Genomic DNA, 15,307 nt, shown 5'->3' with positions numbered 1-15,307 from the left:
CATGGCAGCAGGTTGGCGATGGCGACGACGGGTGTGTTCAAGGAAGGTCTTCCGTTGCGGGTTGAAACGTGGCGCGCACGATAAACGACGTTCATTGCGTGCGCAACCCATTCACGCTGGGGCGTCTGCAGGTTTCCCGCGCCTCAGCCTTCAACGCTGGCGGCATCCAGCTGTGCGATGTCCTGCACGCTCAGGCCGACATTGGCGGCCGCGAGCAGGTCATGCAGCTGTTCGACGCTGGTGGCGCTGACGATCGGCGCGGTGATCGACGGCCGTGCGATCTGCCACGCCAGTGCAATCTGTGCGGCACTGGCGCTGTGCTTGCTGGCCACGTCATCCAGCGCCTGCAGGATGCGCAGGCCGCGCGGATTCAGATAGCGCTTGACCACCGTCTCGCCGCGCGCCGGACTCTTGGCAGCATCGTCCGCGGTGCGGTACTTGCCGCTGAGGAAACCGCTGGCCAGTGCGTAGTAACCGATCACGCCGATCTGCTCGCGCTGCACCAGCGGTTCCAGTTCCTTCTCGTAACCGGCGCGGTCGTACAGGTTGTACTCCGGCTGCAGCGTTTCATAGCGCGGCAGCTTGTAATCGGTGGACACCTTCAGCGCATCGGCCAGGCGCGTGGCGCTGTAGTTGGACGCACCGATGGCGCGTACCTTGCCCGCTTCGATCAGGCGCCCGAACGCGGCCAACGTTGCTTCCAGCGGCGTCGATTCATCGTCCTCGTGGGCCTGGTACAGATCGATGACGTCGGTCTGCAGGCGACGCAGCGAATCTTCCACCGCAGCATTGATGTTGTCCGGCGTCAGCCCGGGGCGTTCGGCCCACTTGGCCACCTTGGTGGCGAGCACGACCTTGTCACGCTTGCCGCTGCGGGCGAACCACTTGCCGATCAGCGTTTCCGATTCGCCACCCTGGTTGCCCGGCACCCAGGCCGAATAGACATCGGCGGTGTCGACCAGGTTGAAGCCGGCATCGACGAAGGCATCGAGCAGGGCGAAGCTGGCCTTCTCATCGGCGCTCCAGCCAAACACGTTGCCACCGAAGGCGAGCGGACGTACATGCAGGCCGGAACGGCCCAGTTCGCGGGTTGCCGTCATGGGCACGGACTCCTTGGGGGTAGTCCTGCAGCATAGAGCGCGATGTGTGACCGCGCTGCGGCGCTGGACACAAAACAGTGTTCCGTCGCGGGCGCGTGGCTAACGTTTTGTGAACACCTTGCGCGCGGCGGCTGCTAGTCTCGCCGCATCTTCCGCTGGAATCGCCCCGATGATCGCTGCTTCGTCCCTGCGTGGTTGCCGCCTGCTGCTTGCCTCGGCCCTGCTTGTTGCTGTCCCCGCATTCGCTGCCCCGGCCACGGTGGCACCGGCGAAGATCCAGGTCACGCCGGCCATCGACGCGGCGGTGAAGGCGTCCACCCGCGACCCGGCCAACGTCAAGCGCGACAACTACCGCCATCCGGCGCAGTCGCTGGCCTTCTTCAAGGTCTCGCCGGAAAAGACCGTCATCGAGATCACGCCCGGCAACGGCTGGTATTCGGAAATCCTGGCGCCGCTGCTGCGTGACAAGGGCCATTACATCGCTGCCGTGGTCGATCCGTCCGCCGTGCCCGAAGGCCGTGGCCGTGATTACCAGCAGCGCAGCCGCGATGGCCTGGAAAAGAAGTTCGCCGGTGCACCGGCCCAGTTCGACAAAGCCACCGTGGTGGGCTACGACCCGGCCAAGCCGGTGTTCGGCCCAGCCAATTCAGCCGATGTGGTGCTGACCTTCCGCAACGTGCACAACTGGCGCAAGGCCGGCCAGGCCCAGGGCATGTTCCAGGGGTTCTTCAACGTGCTCAAGCCGGGCGGCGTGCTGGGCGTGGTCGAACACCGCGCCAAGGCCGACGTCGCCGACGACGATGACACCGGCTATGTCGGCCAGCAGCAGGTCATCGCCATGGCCGAGGCCGCCGGCTTCACGCTGGACGCGCGCACCGAGGTCAATGCCAACCCGCGTGATACCAAGGATCACCCGAACGGCGTGTGGACCCTGCCGCCGACCAACCAGCATGACAAGGCCGACGATGCGAAGTACCAGGCCATCGGCGAAAGCGACCGCATGACCCTGCGTTTCGTGAAGCCGTAAGCCGGTAGCGCCGGGCCACGCCCGGCGCTGCCCCCAAGGGAGTGGACGGTTGAACAAGGTCTTCTACATCTTCGTCGCGGTGCTGGTACTGGCGCGGCTGTTTGATTTCGTGTTTTACGGTGGCCATGCCTACGATCTGATGGCGACGGTGGGGTTTGCGGTGGTGTTCGCCGGCGCGCTGCTGGAAGAACGGGCGCGCCGGGCCAGCCCGCCGCTCGCACGCCTGCGGCGCCGCGCCAATGTCATCGCCGCATGCGGTATCGCGCTGGTGCTGGGTTCGTTCCTGCTGGAATGGAAGGTCTTCGGCTGAGGAAGGCAGCCGAGCGTGGGCTCGGCGCTACCATTCCGGGCGCGCAGCGCGGCGTGGGACAATGCCGCATCCACTGCCTGCCGTACCCGCAATGCTGATTGCCTTCAACAAGCCCTTCAACGTGCTCTGCCAGTTCACCGACCGCAGCGTGCCGCCGCGGCCGACCCTGGCCGGCTTCGGCCTGCCGCCGCGCGTGTACGCGGCGGGCCGGCTGGACCATGACAGCGAGGGCCTGCTGCTGCTGACCGACAACGGCACCCTGGCGCACAAGCTGACCGACCCGAAGCACAAGGCCGACAAGACCTACTGGGTGCAGGTGGAAGGCACGCCCAGCGATGAACAGCTGCAGCAGCTGCGCGATGGCGTGGTGCTGAACGATGGGCCGACGCTGCCGGCGAAGATCGAGCGCCTCGATCCGGCGCCGGAACTGTGGCTGCGTGATCCCCCGGTGCGTTTCCGCAAGACCGTGCCCGACAGCTGGCTGGCCATCACGATCCGCGAAGGCCGCAACCGCCAGGTGCGGCGGATGACCGCGGCGGTGAACCTGCCCACCCTGCGCCTGGTGCGCGTGGCGATGGGCCCCTACCGCCTGGATGACCTGCAGCCGGGGCAGTGGCGGCAGATCGGCTGAAACAAAAAAGGCCGGAGGCCTTGCGGCGTCCGGCCCTTCTGGTCCCCGATCAGCGCCCTTCCTGCGGAAGGGATCCGACCCAGGCCTACATCACGCGTCGCTGCCGATGTCGCTGTGCTCGTCCACCACGGTGTCGTTGCGGCGGTCACGCGCGTTGATGCGCTGCGCCTGGCCATTGACCACATGGCCGTTGCCGGCCTTCTTCTTCTGCTGCTTGCGGTACAGCGCGTAGCCCAGCAGGCCCACGCCCACGGCTGCAGCAGCCACGGCCACGGCCGGGTTGCGGCGCACGAACTTGGTAGCGACCTTGCCGCCGGTCTTCACCGCACCCACGGCGGCGCCGGTCTTGATCCAGTCACTGGCCTGCGGGCCGAGATGGCGCAGGCTGCCACCCGCACTCTTCAGGCCATCGCCGGCGGTGTGCGCCAGTTCCAGGGCGCGCTCCAGGGCGCGGTCGGTGATTACGGTCAGCTTGCTCATGCGGGGGGTCCTTTGCCTCGGGTCGAAGTCCAGTGTGTCCTGCTGCCTGTAAACGGTATGTCAGTCAGGGCAGTCGATGAGGTGACTCTACCCCAGCCATTCAGGATCAGGCAGGGTGGGCAGCCGGTAGTGCCGGCCGCTGGCCGGCAAATCCTGGTGCATGGGGACACGGCGTCTGCCGGCCAGCGGCCGGCACTACCCCTCACGTTCCGCGCGGCTTGGCCCGGTGCGTGGCGGTTGCCGTCCACGGGTCGTCCGGCCAGGGATGGCGCGGGTAGCGGCCCTTCATCTCCTTCTTCACCTCGGCATAGGTGTTTTCCCAGAAGTTGCGCAGGTCCTGGGTGACCTGCAGCGGGCGGCCGCCGGGCGAGAGCAGGTGCAGGGTGAGCGGCACGCGGCCATCGGCGATGCGCGGGGTGTCGGCCAGTCCGAACAGCTCCTGCAGCTTCACCGCCAGCACCGGCGGCAGCGGTTCGCCGCTCTCGCTGTCCAGCGCGTAGCTGATCGGCCGCTCCAGCCCGGAGGGCACGGTGATGCGGGTCGGCGCATGGCGCTCCACCAGCTGCCGCTGCGACCACTCCAGCGGCGACTTCAGCGCTTCGCCGAAGCTGGCTTCGTCCAGCGCATCCAGCCGCGTCTTGCCGGCAAACGCCGGCTGCAGCCACTGCGCACGCGTGGCCAGCAGGGCATCTTCGCTGCAGTCGGGCAGGCCCAGCTCGGGCATCCAGCGGCGCAGTGATTCCACCCGGGCCTGCCACTGGCGCAGGCCCTCCGTCCACGGCAGCGCGGACAGGCCCAGCTCGGCTACCGCATCGGTCAACGCCTGCGCGGCCTGCTGCGGATCGACCCGGCCGGCCGAGCGGCTGTCCAGCACGATGCGATCAAAGCGGGTTTCGCGCAGGGCCACCAGGGCGCGGCGTTCGCTGTCCCAGCGCACGGCGTCCTCGGTCACGAAGCGCTCCGGCCACGCCTTGCGCAGGCCATTCTCATCCACCGGCGCAGCGCGCAGCAGCAGCGCGTCGCGTGCCTCGAAGCGCAGCTCGCTGGCCACCAGCCAGGGTTCGCCGCGCAGATCGCTCAGTTCGTGCAGGCGCGCGCTGCGGCCATTGGCCAGCAGGTAGCGCAGCGGGTCGCTGGGGTGCTGGAAGGCGATGCGGTCGGGGAAGGCGTGCGCCAGCAGGTCGCCCAGCTCATGCGCCTCGATGCTGGCCGGTGGCGTGGAATCACAGCGCAGGCGTCGGCGCCATTGCCTGGCAGCCGCATCGATGGCGGCCAGCCCGCTGCGGTTGGCATCGGATGGTGCGCGGCCATTGCGGAAGGCGGCCAGCGCACGCCAACGCGCCGCCAGTGCATCGCCCCCCTGGCGCAGCGGATCGCGTGCCTCCAGCAGCGCGGCCAGATCGGCGGCCAGCGCCTGCGCGCGTGCATCGGGTGCGGCCAGCAGCATCGCCGCCATGCGCGGGTGGGTGCCCAGCGCCAGCACGCGACGGCCCAGCGCGGTGATCGCGCCGGTGTCCGACAGCGCGCCCAGCCGCTGCAGCAGCTCGCGTGCGGCAGCCATCGGGCCGGAGGGCGGTGGATCGAGGAAACGCAGATCGCTGCTGCCCCATGCGGCCAGTTCCAGCGCCAGCCCGACCAGTTCCACCTGGTCGATCTCGGCGCGGCGCTGTGGCTCCAGCCGCTGCGACTGCGGCCACAGCCGCCACGCCACGCCCTCGGCCACGCGACCGGCGCGTCCAGCGCGCTGGTCGGCCGACGCCTGCGCGATGGCCACCACGTCCAGCCGGGTGAAGCCACTGTTGGGGTCGTAGCGCGGCTCGCGCGCCTGGCCGCTGTCGATCACCACGCGCACGCCGGGCAACGTCACCGAAGATTCGGCCACGTTGGTGGCCAGCACCACGCGGCGGCGGCCATCGCTGGCGGCCTGCAGCACGCGTGCCTGCTGTTCCACCGGCAGCTCGCCGTGCAGCGCCAGCACTTCGACACCGCCATCGAGCGATTCCTGCAGGCCCGCCTGCACCCGCGCAATCTCGCGCTGGCCGGGCAGGAACACCAGCAGGTCGCCGGGATGTTCGGCCAGGGCCTGCTGCACGGCGCGGCGCACCTGCAGTTCCAGCGCTTCATCGCGGCGTGCCGGGAAATGGCTGATCGCCACCGGGTAACTGCGCCCTTCGCTGCTGAGGCGTGGCGCATCGAGGAAACGCGCCAGCCGCTCGCCATCCAGCGTGGCCGACATCACCACCAGGCGCAGGTCGTCCCGCAGCTGCGCCTGCACGTCCAGCGCCAGGGCCAGGCCAAGGTCGCCGCTGAGATGGCGCTCGTGGAATTCATCGAACAGAATCGCGCCGACCGTTTCCAGCATCGGGTCGTCCTGCAGCATGCGGGTCAGGATGCCCTCGGTGACGACTTCAATCCGCGTGCGCGCCGAGACCTTGTTCTCGAAGCGGATGCGGTAACCGACGGTGCCGCCCACGTCCTCGCCCAGCTGCCGCGCCATGAACAGCGCGGCACTGCGCGCGGCCACCCGGCGCGGTTCCAGCAGGATGATCTTCCGGTCCTGCAGCCACGGTGCATTGAGCAGGGCCAGTGGCACCTGGGTGGTCTTGCCGGCACCGGGCGGTGCTTCCAGCACCAGGCGCGGCTGCGCGGCCAGGTGCTGCTGGATCTGCGGCAGCAGCGGGGAAATCGGGAAGAGCGGGGCGTTCATGTGCAAAGGATAAGGGGCCATGGCCGGCGCGGGTACAATGCGCGGGCACTTTTCCCCCGCGATGACCATGCACCTGATCGATATCGGCGCCAACCTGACCCACGACTCCTTCGACCGCGACCGCGATGCCGTCCTGGACCGCGCGCGGCAGGCCGGCGTGGTGCAGATGGTCATCACCGGAGCCAGCCGCGAGCACTCGCCGCTGGCCCTGCAGCTGGCCCAGCAGCACCCCGGTTTCCTGTACGCCACGGCCGGCGTGCATCCGCACCATGCGGTGGAATACACCGAGGAATGCGATGCCGAGATGCGCGCGCTGCACGCGCACCCGGAAGTGGTGGCGGTAGGCGAATGCGGCCTGGATTACTTCCGTGATTTCTCGCCGCGCCCGTCCCAGCACCGCGCATTCGAGCGCCAGCTGCAGCTGGCTGCAGACACTGGCAAGCCGCTGTTCCTGCATCAGCGCGATGCGCATGCCGATTTCATGGCGCAGATGAAGAACTTCGAAGGGCGCATCGGCCCGGCGGTGGTGCACTGCTTCACCGGCGAACGTGACGAACTGTTCGACTACCTCGACCAGGACTGGTACATCGGCATCACCGGCTGGCTGTGCGACGAGCGCCGTGGCGCGCACCTGCGCGAGCTGGTGAAGAACATCCCGGCCAACCGCCTGATGATCGAGACCGATGCGCCGTACCTGCTGCCGCGCACGCTGAAGCCGATGCCGAAGGACCGCCGCAACGAACCGATGTTCCTTTCGCACATCGTCGAGGAACTGGCCCGCGACCGTGGCGAAGACGTGGCAGTGACCGCCGCCAACGCCACCGCTGCCACGCGCACGTTCTTCCGCCTGCCCGACGCGACCTGACCCGGTAGTGCCGGGCCACGCCCGGCGAGCGAAGCGGTTGGAATCAGGCGCCGCGCGGTCCGGCCAGACCATGTCCGGCCAGCGCCTCCAGCCCCTCCCGGTACGTTGCAAACTGCGGCGTCCATCCCAGCGCCTCGCGCGTGCCGCGACTGTCGATGCGCTTGTTGCTCTGGTAGAACCGCCGCAGCGTCGCACTCACTGCCGGGTCATCCCAGGCCACCGCCGGTGGCAGCGTGAAGCCGCCCAGCTTCGCGGCGTATGCCAGCACCTCCTGCGGTGGTGCCGGTTCGTCATCGGCGGGCAGGTACAGTCCATCCTGCGTGGGCCGCTGCATCGCCGCGATCACCACCGCCGCCAGATCCTCCACGTGCAGCCGGTTGAACACCAGCCCCGGGCGCACCACGTGGCGGGCGCGCCCTTCAGCCAGCTGCAGCAAGGCATTGCGGCCCGGGCCGTACAGCCCCGGCAGGCGGAAGACCGCCGAGGCGATGCCGCGTTCATTGGCCAGTGCCTGCCACTGCGCCTCGGCCAGGCGACGTTGCACGCCCGCCGCTTCGCTGGCATCGGCCGCGCTGCTTTCGTCGATCCAGCCACCGCGGCGGTCGGCATAGACCGCGGTCGAGGACAGGTAACCGATCCAGCGCAGCGAGGGGCTTGCCCGCAGGGCGGGCAGCAGCTGGCGCAGCGCAGGGTCGCCCTGTGCATCGGGCGGCACGCTGCAGAGTACGGCTTGGGCCTGTGCGATGTCCTGCAGGAGTGCAGGCGATGGCGCGGCATCGGCGTGCAGGCGGTGCCGCCGCAGCCCATCGTCGGCCACCGCGGCCGGGTCGCGCACCGTGCCGGCGACCTGCACGCCACGCGCCTGCAACCGGGCGGCCAGCACGCGGCCGCTCCAGCCCATGCCGAGGATCAGCACCTGCGACGGCAGGGGCGCGGGCGCCACGGCGGCCATCACGCGCTGCGCTGCGCCTGGTAGGCCTGCAGGCTGCTGTAGGCGACCTGCAGCAGCAGGCCCTCCTGGTCGGCCGTGCGTGCGCGCGCCAGCATGTCGCCGACGATGTGCGCCGCTTCCACCTGCTGGCCGGCTTCCAGGTCACGCAGCATCGAGGCCTTCAGGGCGGAGCCGGCCTGGGTGAGGGTGCCGCGTGCGGTGTCCTGCGCGGCCTGCGGCACCGGTTCGCCCGCCGCTTCGGCCACGGCCAGGCATTCGTCGTACAGGCCGCGCACGATGGCTTCGCCGTCATCGGTGGCGACGATCGTGCCGATGTCCGCGCGCAGCAGGCAGGTGGCCGCGGCCAGCGCGGTCAGGAAGGTGTACTTGATCCACTGTTCCTGGCCGATCTGCGCGCTGGCCAGGTGGTCCAGGTTGGCCTGCGCGCAGGCAGCAGCGAAGGCACGCACGCGGTCGGAGATCGCACCACCGTCGCGCTCGCCGAAGGTCAGCTTGGCGGGCTTGCCCAGGTGCAGCACCGCGCCATCGGGCGCCTTGGTGGCGCTGATGAAGCACAGGCCGCCGAGCACGGCCTCGCGGCCGAAGCGTGCATCGAGCGCGCCGTAGTGGTGCAGGCCGTTGAGGATGGGCAGTACGGTGGTATGCGCCCCCACTGCCGGGGCAATCGCGTCAATCGAGCTGTCCAGGTCGTAGGCCTTGCAGCTGAGGATGACCAGGTCGAACGGCTGCTGCGCCGCAAGCGCGGGCAGGGCGTCGGCAGTGACGTGCTGCACCGGGAAGCTGGCATCGCCGACGGGGCTGCGGATGACCAGGCCATCACGGTCGAGCTGGCTGGCGCGGGTCGGGCGGACCAGGAAGGTCACGTCCACGCCGGCCTGGGCCAGGCGGCCGCCAAAGTAACCGCCGGTACCACCGGCGCCGAGAATCAGGATGCGCATTGCACGTTCACCGTTTTCTGGGGGAAGTCTTCCAGCGATTGTGCCGGAGATCGCGGCCAGCGGCGGTGCCCGGCGTGGTGGTTCGGGCCGGTGGTCCATGTGCATCGTCGGCGGTGGGGCGCATGGGTAGCCATGCACTCCGCCGCCGGTGCTGCGTCGATCAGTTGATCGCGGTGATGAACGCCGGATCCTGGATGGTCTGTTCGATGTTGAGCTTGATGGTCTCGTTCAGTGCGCCGAAGACATTGGCGAACTTGGAGGTGTTGCGCTCCACGTTCTTCACCTGGTCGTAGACCACCTGGCCCTGCGGGTCGGTGACGATGTAGCGCACGCGCAACGTCCAGTCGACGCTGTAACCGAGGTCATCGATCAGGAATTCCTCGATCCTGCCACTGAGCGCGTTGCCGCCCTTGTCCATCTTGATGCCGACCAGGCGCATCTCGGAGAACACCGCATCGCGCATGATCATGTCGACGTTCTTCTCGAACACGACGTCGCCCATGGCGGTGTTGCGCACCTGGTTGGGCTTGATCTTGCCGCCCTGCGCGGGCAGGTACTGGAAGGCGGTGACGTCCACCTTGCCCTCGGCGGTGAGGACGGAACTGGGAGCGTAGTTCAGTGGCAGCGGCCGCGATGCGCAGCCGGCAAGGACAAGCAGGAACAGCGAAGCTACGACGAGCCGGCAGCGGCCGGCGGTACGTTGGGACAACATCGGTGCGGATCCCCTGTGTGCATCCATGGCATATGAAAAACCAGCCGGCCCGGAGGGCCCGCTGGTCGGTCGGGTGAAGCGCATCGATTAGACGACTGAATGGGAGGCGTGGCAAGTGCCTGCCACGCCCGTCCCATCAGGGTTCCCGCATCAGCTGCGCATGCCCACGCCACGCCGCAGCAGCCACAGCGCCAGCGCCGTCAGCACCACCACGAAACCGAGCATCAGCGCATAGGCCACCCACACCGGCACGTCGCTGCTGCCCAGCAGGCCATAGCGGAACGCGTTGACCATGTAGAAGATCGGGTTGGCGTGGGTGGCCGCCTCGGCCCAGGTCGGCAGCAGCTTCACCGAATAGAACACGCCGCCCAGGTAGGTCAGCGGGGTCAGGATGAAGGTCGGCACGATCGCCACGTCATCGAACTTCTTGGCGTACACCGCATTGATGAAGCCGGCCAGCGAGAAGATCGTCGCGCCCAGGATCACCGTGGTCAGCGTCACCAGCGGGTGCGGGATGCGCACCGGGGTGAAGAACATGGCGATGATCAGCACGATCACGCCCACCATCAGGCCGCGCAGCACCGCACCGGCCACGTAGCCCCACAGGATCACCCAGTTCGGCATGGGGCTGACCAGCAGCTCTTCCACGTGGCGGCCGAACTTGGCGCCGAAGAACGAGGAGCTGATGTTGCCGTAGCTGTTCTGGATCACGCTCATCATCACCAGGCCCGGCACGATGAACTGCATGTAGCTGTAGCCGCCCATGTCACCCACGCGCGAGCCGATCAGGCCGCCGAAGATGAGGAAGTACAGGGTCATGGTGATCGCCGGCGGCACCAGGGTCTGGCCCCAGATGCGCAGGATGCGCGCCACTTCGCGGCGCACGATGGTCATCAGGGCGATGCGGTTGCGCTGGCCGTCGGTGATCGGTGCCGCGGGCGTGTTCGGGGTGCCGCTCATGCGGTTTTCTCCTGGTTGCCGGTGAGGCGCACGAACAGTTCCTCCAGGCGGTTGCTCTTGGTACGCATCGAACGCACGCGGATGCCTGCCTCGTTCAGCGTGGCGAACACGCGGTTGAGGTCCATCGCGCGCGGCATGTCGATGTCCAGGGTGTGCGCGTCCGGCGCAGTGAGGGTGGCGCCCTCGATCACCGGCAGCTGCGCGGGCAGTTCACCGTCGATGTCCAGCAGGAAGCCTTCCACGTCCAGCTTGGCCAGCAGGGTGCGCATCGGCCCCTGCTCGACGATCTGGCCATGGTTGATGATGGCCAGGTGGCGGCACAGGTACTCGGCTTCTTCCAGGTAGTGGGTGGTGAGGATGATCGTGGTGCCGGCGGCATTGATCTCCTTCAGCACCCGCCACATGTCGCGGCGGATCTCGATGTCCACGCCGGCGGTCGGCTCGTCGAGGATCAGCAGGCGCGGGCGGGTCATCATCGCGCGGGCGATCATCAGGCGGCGCTTCATGCCACCGGACAGGGTGCGGCTCATCACCTGCGCCTTTTCCCACAGGTGCGCACGCTTGAGTTCCTCTTCGGCGCGCTGCTCCGCTTCCTCGCGGGCCACGCCGTAGAAACCGGCGTAGTTGACCAGGATGTCGAAGGGCTTCTCGAACAGGTTGAAGTTGATTTCCTGCGGCACCAGGCCGATCAGGCGCATGGTGGCGCTGCGGTTGCGCACCAGGTCGCTGCCGAACACTTCCACCTGGCCCTCGCTGAGGTTGACCAGGGAGCTGATGATGCCGATCAGGGTGGACTTGCCGGCGCCGTTGGGGCCGAGCAGGGCGAAGAAATCGCCCGGGGCGACCTCCAGGGAAACCCCTTTCAGGGCCTGGGTGCCGTTGTCATAGGTCTTGCGCAGGTCGCGCACGCGCAGGGCGGGCGCCGTATCGTTCAGGGAAGCCAAGCTCGAAGCCTTCGCGCCCATGGGCTGGCGCTGGAGAGGGGCGGGGAGGGGCTATTATAGAAGACCCCGAGGGCTTGCCCCGGCTACACACTGTCCCGAAAAGTCGTGCCTGTCCAATTCCCCATCAAGCTGGTCGGCCGCCGCATGCTGGCGCCCACCGTCGGCCACTACCAGTTCGTGCGTGATGACGGCCAGCCGCTGGATTTCCAGCCCGGCCAGTTCATCCAGGTCCATTTCAGCTACGCCGATGGCACCGAAACCAAGCGCAGCTACTCGCTGGCGACCATCCACGACCACGCGCTGGGCCCGGGCGAGGCGGTGGACATCGCCGTCAGCTTCGTGCCCGGCGGCGCCGCCACGGCACTGTTCGAGGCGCTGGACCTCGGTGGCCAGGTCAGTGCGTCCGGCCCCTACGGCCGCTTCTGCCTGAACCCCGGCGACCACAATGCCCGCTACCTGCTGATCGCCACCGGCACCGGCGTCACCCCGTACCGGTCGATGCTGCCGCTGCTGGAAACGGCCATGGCCGAGCGCGGCGTGCAGGTCGTCCTGCTGCAGGGCGCGCGCAGCCCGGGTGAGCTGCTGTACAGCGAAGATTTCTACAGCTTCGCCGAAAAGCACCCGAACTTCCGTTATGTGCCGTGCCTGTCGCGCGAACTGCCGGCCGACCCGCACCCGGACGTGCAGCACGGCTACGTGCAGCAGGCTCTGGCCGGCTTCGCCCCGGACCCGGCCACCGACATCGCCTACCTGTGCGGCAACCCGGACATGGTCGATGCCTGCGCCGAAGCGCTGAAGGATGCCGGGCTGGGCAACCCGCAGATCCGCCGCGAGAAGTACGTCAGCAGCAAGTAATGCCGGCGCGCGGGCCCTGCATCAGGGCCCGGACAGGGACGCCGCCCCGTCCTGTCGCTTTCGGCCATGCGGCTGACCGTGTGCGCATGGCCCATACGCGGTGGCCCGCTTTTTCCACCGGCCCGGCAGCGAAGCGGTGACGTGCCCGGATGCGCCCAGCCGCAGGCGTATGCGGCTGGTTGAGCCCGCTGCAGCGCGTTGGGCCCACTGCAGAATACAAATCGTGGAATAGCGCTGGAGGGGCCGGCGTGCCCAAGGTGGATGCAACTTCCCACCGTCCTCCACGTGGCAGCCATGCCCTCGACCCCATTGCGCCGCGCCCTCGCACCGGGCTTCACCCTGCTGGAACTGCTGGTCACCCTGGCGGTGCTGGGCATCCTGGCAGCGGTTGCGCTGCCCGCGCAGTCCAGGGTGATCGCGCGCAACCAGGTGACCGCCGCCGCCAACGATCTGTTCGTCGCGATGCAGTATGCGCGGCAGGAATCGGTACGCCGCAACGGCCCTGTCCAGGTCTGCGGGTCGGTGGGTGGCCTGGACTGCGATGGTGGCCACTGGCAGCGGTGGATCGTCCGCAGCAGTGCCGGGGAAATCCTGCGCCGGGGCCACATTCCCCCCGCGGTGTCCGTGCAGACGGTGGGCCTGTTTGCTTCCGGCATCCAGTTCCGGGCGGACGGCAGGTTCCATCAGGCGGGCAGCCGGTTGCAGGACGGCACGCTGACGGTGTGCAGCGAGCGCGCCCAGCGAAGGCAGGCGCTGGAAGCCCTGGGTGGGGTGCAGCTGCGCCTGCCGCCCAGCACGGTGGGGGAATGCCGATGAAGCGCCGGGTGTCCCGTGCGGCGCGGCCGCGAGGCAGGCAGGCGGGGTCCAGCCTGATCGAGGTGCTGGTGGCGGTGCTGCTGCTGGCTGTCGGCGGATTGGCCGCCGCCATGGCGCACGCCAGTGCGTTGCGCCGCACGCAGGGTTCGTTGAACGCCACCCTCGCCGTACAGGCCAGTGCCAGCCTGGCCGACGCCATGCGTGCCAATCGCGTGGCGATGATCGAGGGCCGTTACAGCACTGCGGGCGACCGATGCGCTGGCGATGCCCCACCCACGGGTGATCTCGCCCAGCAGGATCTCGGACGCTGGATGGCGGCACTGGCGGCGGGCATGGGGGCCCAGGCCGGTGCCTGCGGCAGCGTCGCCTGCAAGGAGGGCGTCTGCCAGGTGGTGGTGCACTGGGATGACAGCCGCGCTGCGGGCGGGGAAGGCCCGCAGCGTTCGCGCCTGGTGCTCGGGGTCGCGCCATGAACGCACGTCATGCGCGTGGCCTGACCCTGGTCGAGCTGCTGGTGGCCATGATCCTGGGCCTGCTGGTGCTGGGGGCCTGCCTGCACTTCTACCTGGGTTCGCTGCGGGGCACGCAGGACACCCTGGGCGTGGCCCGCGTGCAGGAGGCCGGCCGCCTGGCCATGGCGCTGATCGGCCATGACATCCGTGGCGCTGGAGACCGGCTCTGCGACCAGCGCCACGCCGTGGACAGCCTGCTTGCCGAACGCCAGCGGCCGTTCTGGAGGAGCTTCGATGAGCCCTTGGTCGGCCTGGCGGCTGCCGCAGGCGCCGGCCTGGTCGATCCGGTGCTCGGCACGGGCACGGCGCTGGGGGAGCGCCTGCCCGGGATGCCGGCACTGCAGGTGTGGACGGTGACGCCGCTGGCCCTGGGCGTGCGCGAGCACCCGGCCTCCGACGCGCCCGTGGCCGTCACCGGCAAGGATCTGCCCGACCTCGGTTCACCGCTGCTGCTCTGTGACTTCAGCCGCACCGTGCTGATGCGGGTAACGGCCACCGGTGCGGCCATCGGGCACGCTGCGCCGGCGAACTGCGTGGGCTACTTTGCGACCGGCGACGCATGCCCGACCGGAACGCCACCGCGCGCCTCGCTCCACCGGTTCGGCGCGGACACGGCCTTCGGGCTGCCGCAGCAGGTGCGCTGGTTCGTGGGCAATGATGACCAGGGCGTGGCCTCGCTGTACCGCCAGCAGCTGGTCGATGGCGCCGTGGTCGGCGGTGGCGTTGTCGCCAGTGGTGTCACCGGGTTCTCGCTGCGCTATCTGCTCGCCGGACAGGCCGACTATCTGCCCGGCGAGAAGATCCCCGCCTCCCAGTGGGGCCAGGTGCGTGCGGTCGATGTGCAGCTGCAGCTGGAAACCTCCACTGGCCCCGCCACGGAAGCGCGCATCGTGCGCCGCTTCCAGCAGACCTTCACCCTGCGGAACCGGCTGCCATGAACACGCGACCCCTCACGCGGCAGCGCGGCGTTGCCCTCTTCGCGGTGCTGGTCATCCTGCTGCTGGTGTCGCTGCTGCTGGTGGTGAGCCTGCGCACCAGCCTGCTGCAGGAACGCATGACCTCCGGTGTCCGTGACCGCGCGATGGCCGTACAGAATGCGGAGCATGCGCTGAAGGAGGCCGAGCGGGCAGTGGCCGCCGCCCTCGCAGAAGGCGTGCCGCCGGGGCGTGACTGCTCGCCGCAGGCCAGTGCAGCCGATCCGCTCTGCCTGCCGCATCCGGCGCTGGGTGGGGTAGCGGCGCCGGCGCGGGAATGGATCGAAGCGGCAGACCTGCAGCCCGACGGGCTCGGTGCCGGCCCACCCGCGTTCACCGTGCAGTACCTGGGGCGGCGCGAGACCCAGGTCGAGATGGGGCTGGAAGACGAGCCGAACTACGGCCAGGACCCCGGCCGTGTCGAAGCCGAGTTCTATCGCGTCGTTGCACGCGGTTCTGATCCGCTGGCCGCACCGGACCGCTCGCAGGTCCTGCTGCAGGCCACCATCGTTCGTGAGTGAGGT

17 protein-coding genes are annotated in these 15,307 nt (G+C 68.9%); 9 read left to right on the top strand and 8 right to left on the bottom strand.

The annotated features are described in order from the left end of the window. Positions 1 to 143: 143 nt before the first annotated feature. Positions 144 to 1,100 (bottom strand): aldo/keto reductase, encoded by a 957-nt coding sequence (locus C1927_RS20415; RefSeq protein WP_079224188.1) that lies wholly within the window; start codon positions 1,098 to 1,100, stop codon positions 144 to 146. A gap of 169 nt (positions 1,101 to 1,269) precedes the next feature. Here C1927_RS20415 and C1927_RS20410 point away from each other — a divergent pair, with 169 nt between their 5' ends. From C1927_RS20410 to C1927_RS20400, 3 genes are all read left to right on the top strand, one after another. Further along, a complete protein-coding gene (locus C1927_RS20410; RefSeq protein ID WP_108747655.1) occupies positions 1,270 to 2,127 on the top strand; it encodes a class I SAM-dependent methyltransferase in 858 nt (285 codons plus the stop codon). Positions 2,128 to 2,176: 49 nt separating this feature from the next. After that, positions 2,177 to 2,437, top strand: coding sequence for a hypothetical protein (locus tag C1927_RS20405; RefSeq protein ID WP_108747654.1), 261 nt, complete (start codon positions 2,177 to 2,179; stop codon positions 2,435 to 2,437). Positions 2,438 to 2,528: 91 nt separating this feature from the next. Beyond that, positions 2,529 to 3,068, top strand: a complete 540-nt coding sequence (locus tag C1927_RS20400) for a pseudouridine synthase (RefSeq protein ID WP_108747653.1) — start codon at positions 2,529 to 2,531, stop codon at positions 3,066 to 3,068. A gap of 90 nt (positions 3,069 to 3,158) precedes the next feature. Here the strand turns inward: C1927_RS20400 and C1927_RS20395 are convergent, their stop codons facing one another. Continuing rightward, positions 3,159 to 3,548 (bottom strand): hypothetical protein, encoded by a 390-nt coding sequence (locus C1927_RS20395; RefSeq protein ID WP_079224180.1) that lies wholly within the window; start codon positions 3,546 to 3,548, stop codon positions 3,159 to 3,161. Between the two features lie 202 nt (positions 3,549 to 3,750). Beyond that, positions 3,751 to 6,255, bottom strand: coding sequence for an ATP-dependent helicase HrpB (hrpB, locus tag C1927_RS20390; protein ID WP_108747652.1), 2,505 nt, complete (start codon positions 6,253 to 6,255; stop codon positions 3,751 to 3,753). Between the two features lie 67 nt (positions 6,256 to 6,322). On the opposite strand from hrpB, the gene C1927_RS20385 reads away from it, so the two are divergent. Continuing rightward, positions 6,323 to 7,120 (top strand): TatD family hydrolase, encoded by a 798-nt coding sequence (locus tag C1927_RS20385; RefSeq protein WP_108747896.1) that lies wholly within the window; start codon positions 6,323 to 6,325, stop codon positions 7,118 to 7,120. A gap of 43 nt (positions 7,121 to 7,163) precedes the next feature. Here the strand turns inward: C1927_RS20385 and C1927_RS20380 are convergent, their stop codons facing one another. From C1927_RS20380 to C1927_RS20360, 5 genes are all read right to left on the bottom strand, one after another. Next, on the bottom strand, positions 7,164 to 8,072 hold the full coding sequence (locus tag C1927_RS20380) for an NAD-dependent epimerase/dehydratase family protein (protein ID WP_108747651.1): 909 nt from the start codon (positions 8,070 to 8,072) through the stop codon (positions 7,164 to 7,166). Next, positions 8,072 to 9,010, bottom strand: a complete 939-nt coding sequence (panE, locus tag C1927_RS20375; RefSeq protein ID WP_079224175.1) for a 2-dehydropantoate 2-reductase — start codon at positions 9,008 to 9,010, stop codon at positions 8,072 to 8,074. The genes C1927_RS20380 and panE overlap by 1 nt, the downstream gene beginning before the upstream one ends. A gap of 160 nt (positions 9,011 to 9,170) precedes the next feature. Further along, positions 9,171 to 9,722 (bottom strand): hypothetical protein, encoded by a 552-nt coding sequence (locus tag C1927_RS20370; RefSeq protein ID WP_079224173.1) that lies wholly within the window; start codon positions 9,720 to 9,722, stop codon positions 9,171 to 9,173. 150 nt (positions 9,723 to 9,872) lie between these two features. Next, complete coding sequence (locus C1927_RS20365; RefSeq protein ID WP_079224171.1) at positions 9,873 to 10,682, bottom strand: ABC transporter permease; 810 nt, start codon at positions 10,680 to 10,682, stop codon at positions 9,873 to 9,875. Next, complete coding sequence (locus C1927_RS20360; RefSeq protein WP_079224169.1) at positions 10,679 to 11,647, bottom strand: ABC transporter ATP-binding protein; 969 nt, start codon at positions 11,645 to 11,647, stop codon at positions 10,679 to 10,681. The genes C1927_RS20365 and C1927_RS20360 overlap by 4 nt, the downstream gene beginning before the upstream one ends. A gap of 84 nt (positions 11,648 to 11,731) precedes the next feature. Between C1927_RS20360 and C1927_RS20355 the strand changes: the two genes are divergently transcribed. The 5 genes from C1927_RS20355 (at position 11,732) to C1927_RS20335 (ending at position 15,304) form a co-directional block, all read left to right on the top strand. After that, positions 11,732 to 12,481, top strand: coding sequence for a ferredoxin--NADP reductase (locus tag C1927_RS20355; protein ID WP_079224168.1), 750 nt, complete (start codon positions 11,732 to 11,734; stop codon positions 12,479 to 12,481). A gap of 294 nt (positions 12,482 to 12,775) precedes the next feature. After that, positions 12,776 to 13,297: a GspH/FimT family pseudopilin gene (locus C1927_RS20350; protein ID WP_159095405.1), complete on the top strand. Its 522-nt coding sequence runs from the start codon at positions 12,776 to 12,778 to the stop codon at positions 13,295 to 13,297. After that, on the top strand, positions 13,294 to 13,770 hold the full coding sequence (locus C1927_RS20345; RefSeq protein WP_159096655.1) for a prepilin-type N-terminal cleavage/methylation domain-containing protein: 477 nt from the start codon (positions 13,294 to 13,296) through the stop codon (positions 13,768 to 13,770). Before C1927_RS20350 ends, C1927_RS20345 begins: the two co-directional genes overlap by 4 nt. After that, positions 13,767 to 14,747, top strand: a complete 981-nt coding sequence (locus C1927_RS20340; RefSeq protein WP_108747647.1) for a prepilin-type N-terminal cleavage/methylation domain-containing protein — start codon at positions 13,767 to 13,769, stop codon at positions 14,745 to 14,747. Before C1927_RS20345 ends, C1927_RS20340 begins: the two co-directional genes overlap by 4 nt. Continuing rightward, complete coding sequence (locus C1927_RS20335) at positions 14,744 to 15,304, top strand: PilX N-terminal domain-containing pilus assembly protein (protein ID WP_079224161.1); 561 nt, start codon at positions 14,744 to 14,746, stop codon at positions 15,302 to 15,304. Before C1927_RS20340 ends, C1927_RS20335 begins: the two co-directional genes overlap by 4 nt. Positions 15,305 to 15,307: the final 3 nt, after the last annotated feature.

It is taken from the genome of Stenotrophomonas sp. ZAC14D1_NAIMI4_1 (assembly GCF_003086775.1).
GTDB lineage: Bacteria > Pseudomonadota > Gammaproteobacteria > Xanthomonadales > Xanthomonadaceae > Stenotrophomonas.
This window is presented reverse-complemented; position numbering and strand designations above follow the sequence as displayed.

What these genes read in the sequence shown, in the direction of transcription:
- C1927_RS20415 (WP_079224188.1), bottom strand. Translation starts at nt 1,100, where the DNA reads ATGACGGCAACCCGCGAACTGGGCCGTTCCGGCCTGCATGTACGTCCG.
- C1927_RS20410 (WP_108747655.1), top strand. Translation starts at nt 1,270, where the DNA reads ATGATCGCTGCTTCGTCCCTGCGTGGTTGCCGCCTGCTGCTTGCCTCG.
- C1927_RS20400 (WP_108747653.1), top strand. Translation starts at nt 2,529, where the DNA reads ATGCTGATTGCCTTCAACAAGCCCTTCAACGTGCTCTGCCAGTTCACC.
- C1927_RS20395 (WP_079224180.1), bottom strand. Translation starts at nt 3,548, where the DNA reads ATGAGCAAGCTGACCGTAATCACCGACCGCGCCCTGGAGCGCGCCCTG.
- hrpB (WP_108747652.1), bottom strand. Translation starts at nt 6,255, where the DNA reads ATGAACGCCCCGCTCTTCCCGATTTCCCCGCTGCTGCCGCAGATCCAG.
- C1927_RS20385 (WP_108747896.1), top strand. Translation starts at nt 6,323, where the DNA reads ATGCACCTGATCGATATCGGCGCCAACCTGACCCACGACTCCTTCGAC.
- C1927_RS20380 (WP_108747651.1), bottom strand. Translation starts at nt 8,072, where the DNA reads ATGGCCGCCGTGGCGCCCGCGCCCCTGCCGTCGCAGGTGCTGATCCTC.
- panE (WP_079224175.1), bottom strand. Translation starts at nt 9,010, where the DNA reads ATGCGCATCCTGATTCTCGGCGCCGGTGGTACCGGCGGTTACTTTGGC.
- C1927_RS20370 (WP_079224173.1), bottom strand. Translation starts at nt 9,722, where the DNA reads ATGTTGTCCCAACGTACCGCCGGCCGCTGCCGGCTCGTCGTAGCTTCG.
- C1927_RS20365 (WP_079224171.1), bottom strand. Translation starts at nt 10,682, where the DNA reads ATGAGCGGCACCCCGAACACGCCCGCGGCACCGATCACCGACGGCCAG.
- C1927_RS20360 (WP_079224169.1), bottom strand. Translation starts at nt 11,647, where the DNA reads ATGGGCGCGAAGGCTTCGAGCTTGGCTTCCCTGAACGATACGGCGCCC.
- C1927_RS20350 (WP_159095405.1), top strand. Translation starts at nt 12,776, where the DNA reads ATGCCCTCGACCCCATTGCGCCGCGCCCTCGCACCGGGCTTCACCCTG.
- C1927_RS20345 (WP_159096655.1), top strand. Translation starts at nt 13,294, where the DNA reads ATGAAGCGCCGGGTGTCCCGTGCGGCGCGGCCGCGAGGCAGGCAGGCG.
- C1927_RS20340 (WP_108747647.1), top strand. Translation starts at nt 13,767, where the DNA reads ATGAACGCACGTCATGCGCGTGGCCTGACCCTGGTCGAGCTGCTGGTG.
- C1927_RS20335 (WP_079224161.1), top strand. Translation starts at nt 14,744, where the DNA reads ATGAACACGCGACCCCTCACGCGGCAGCGCGGCGTTGCCCTCTTCGCG.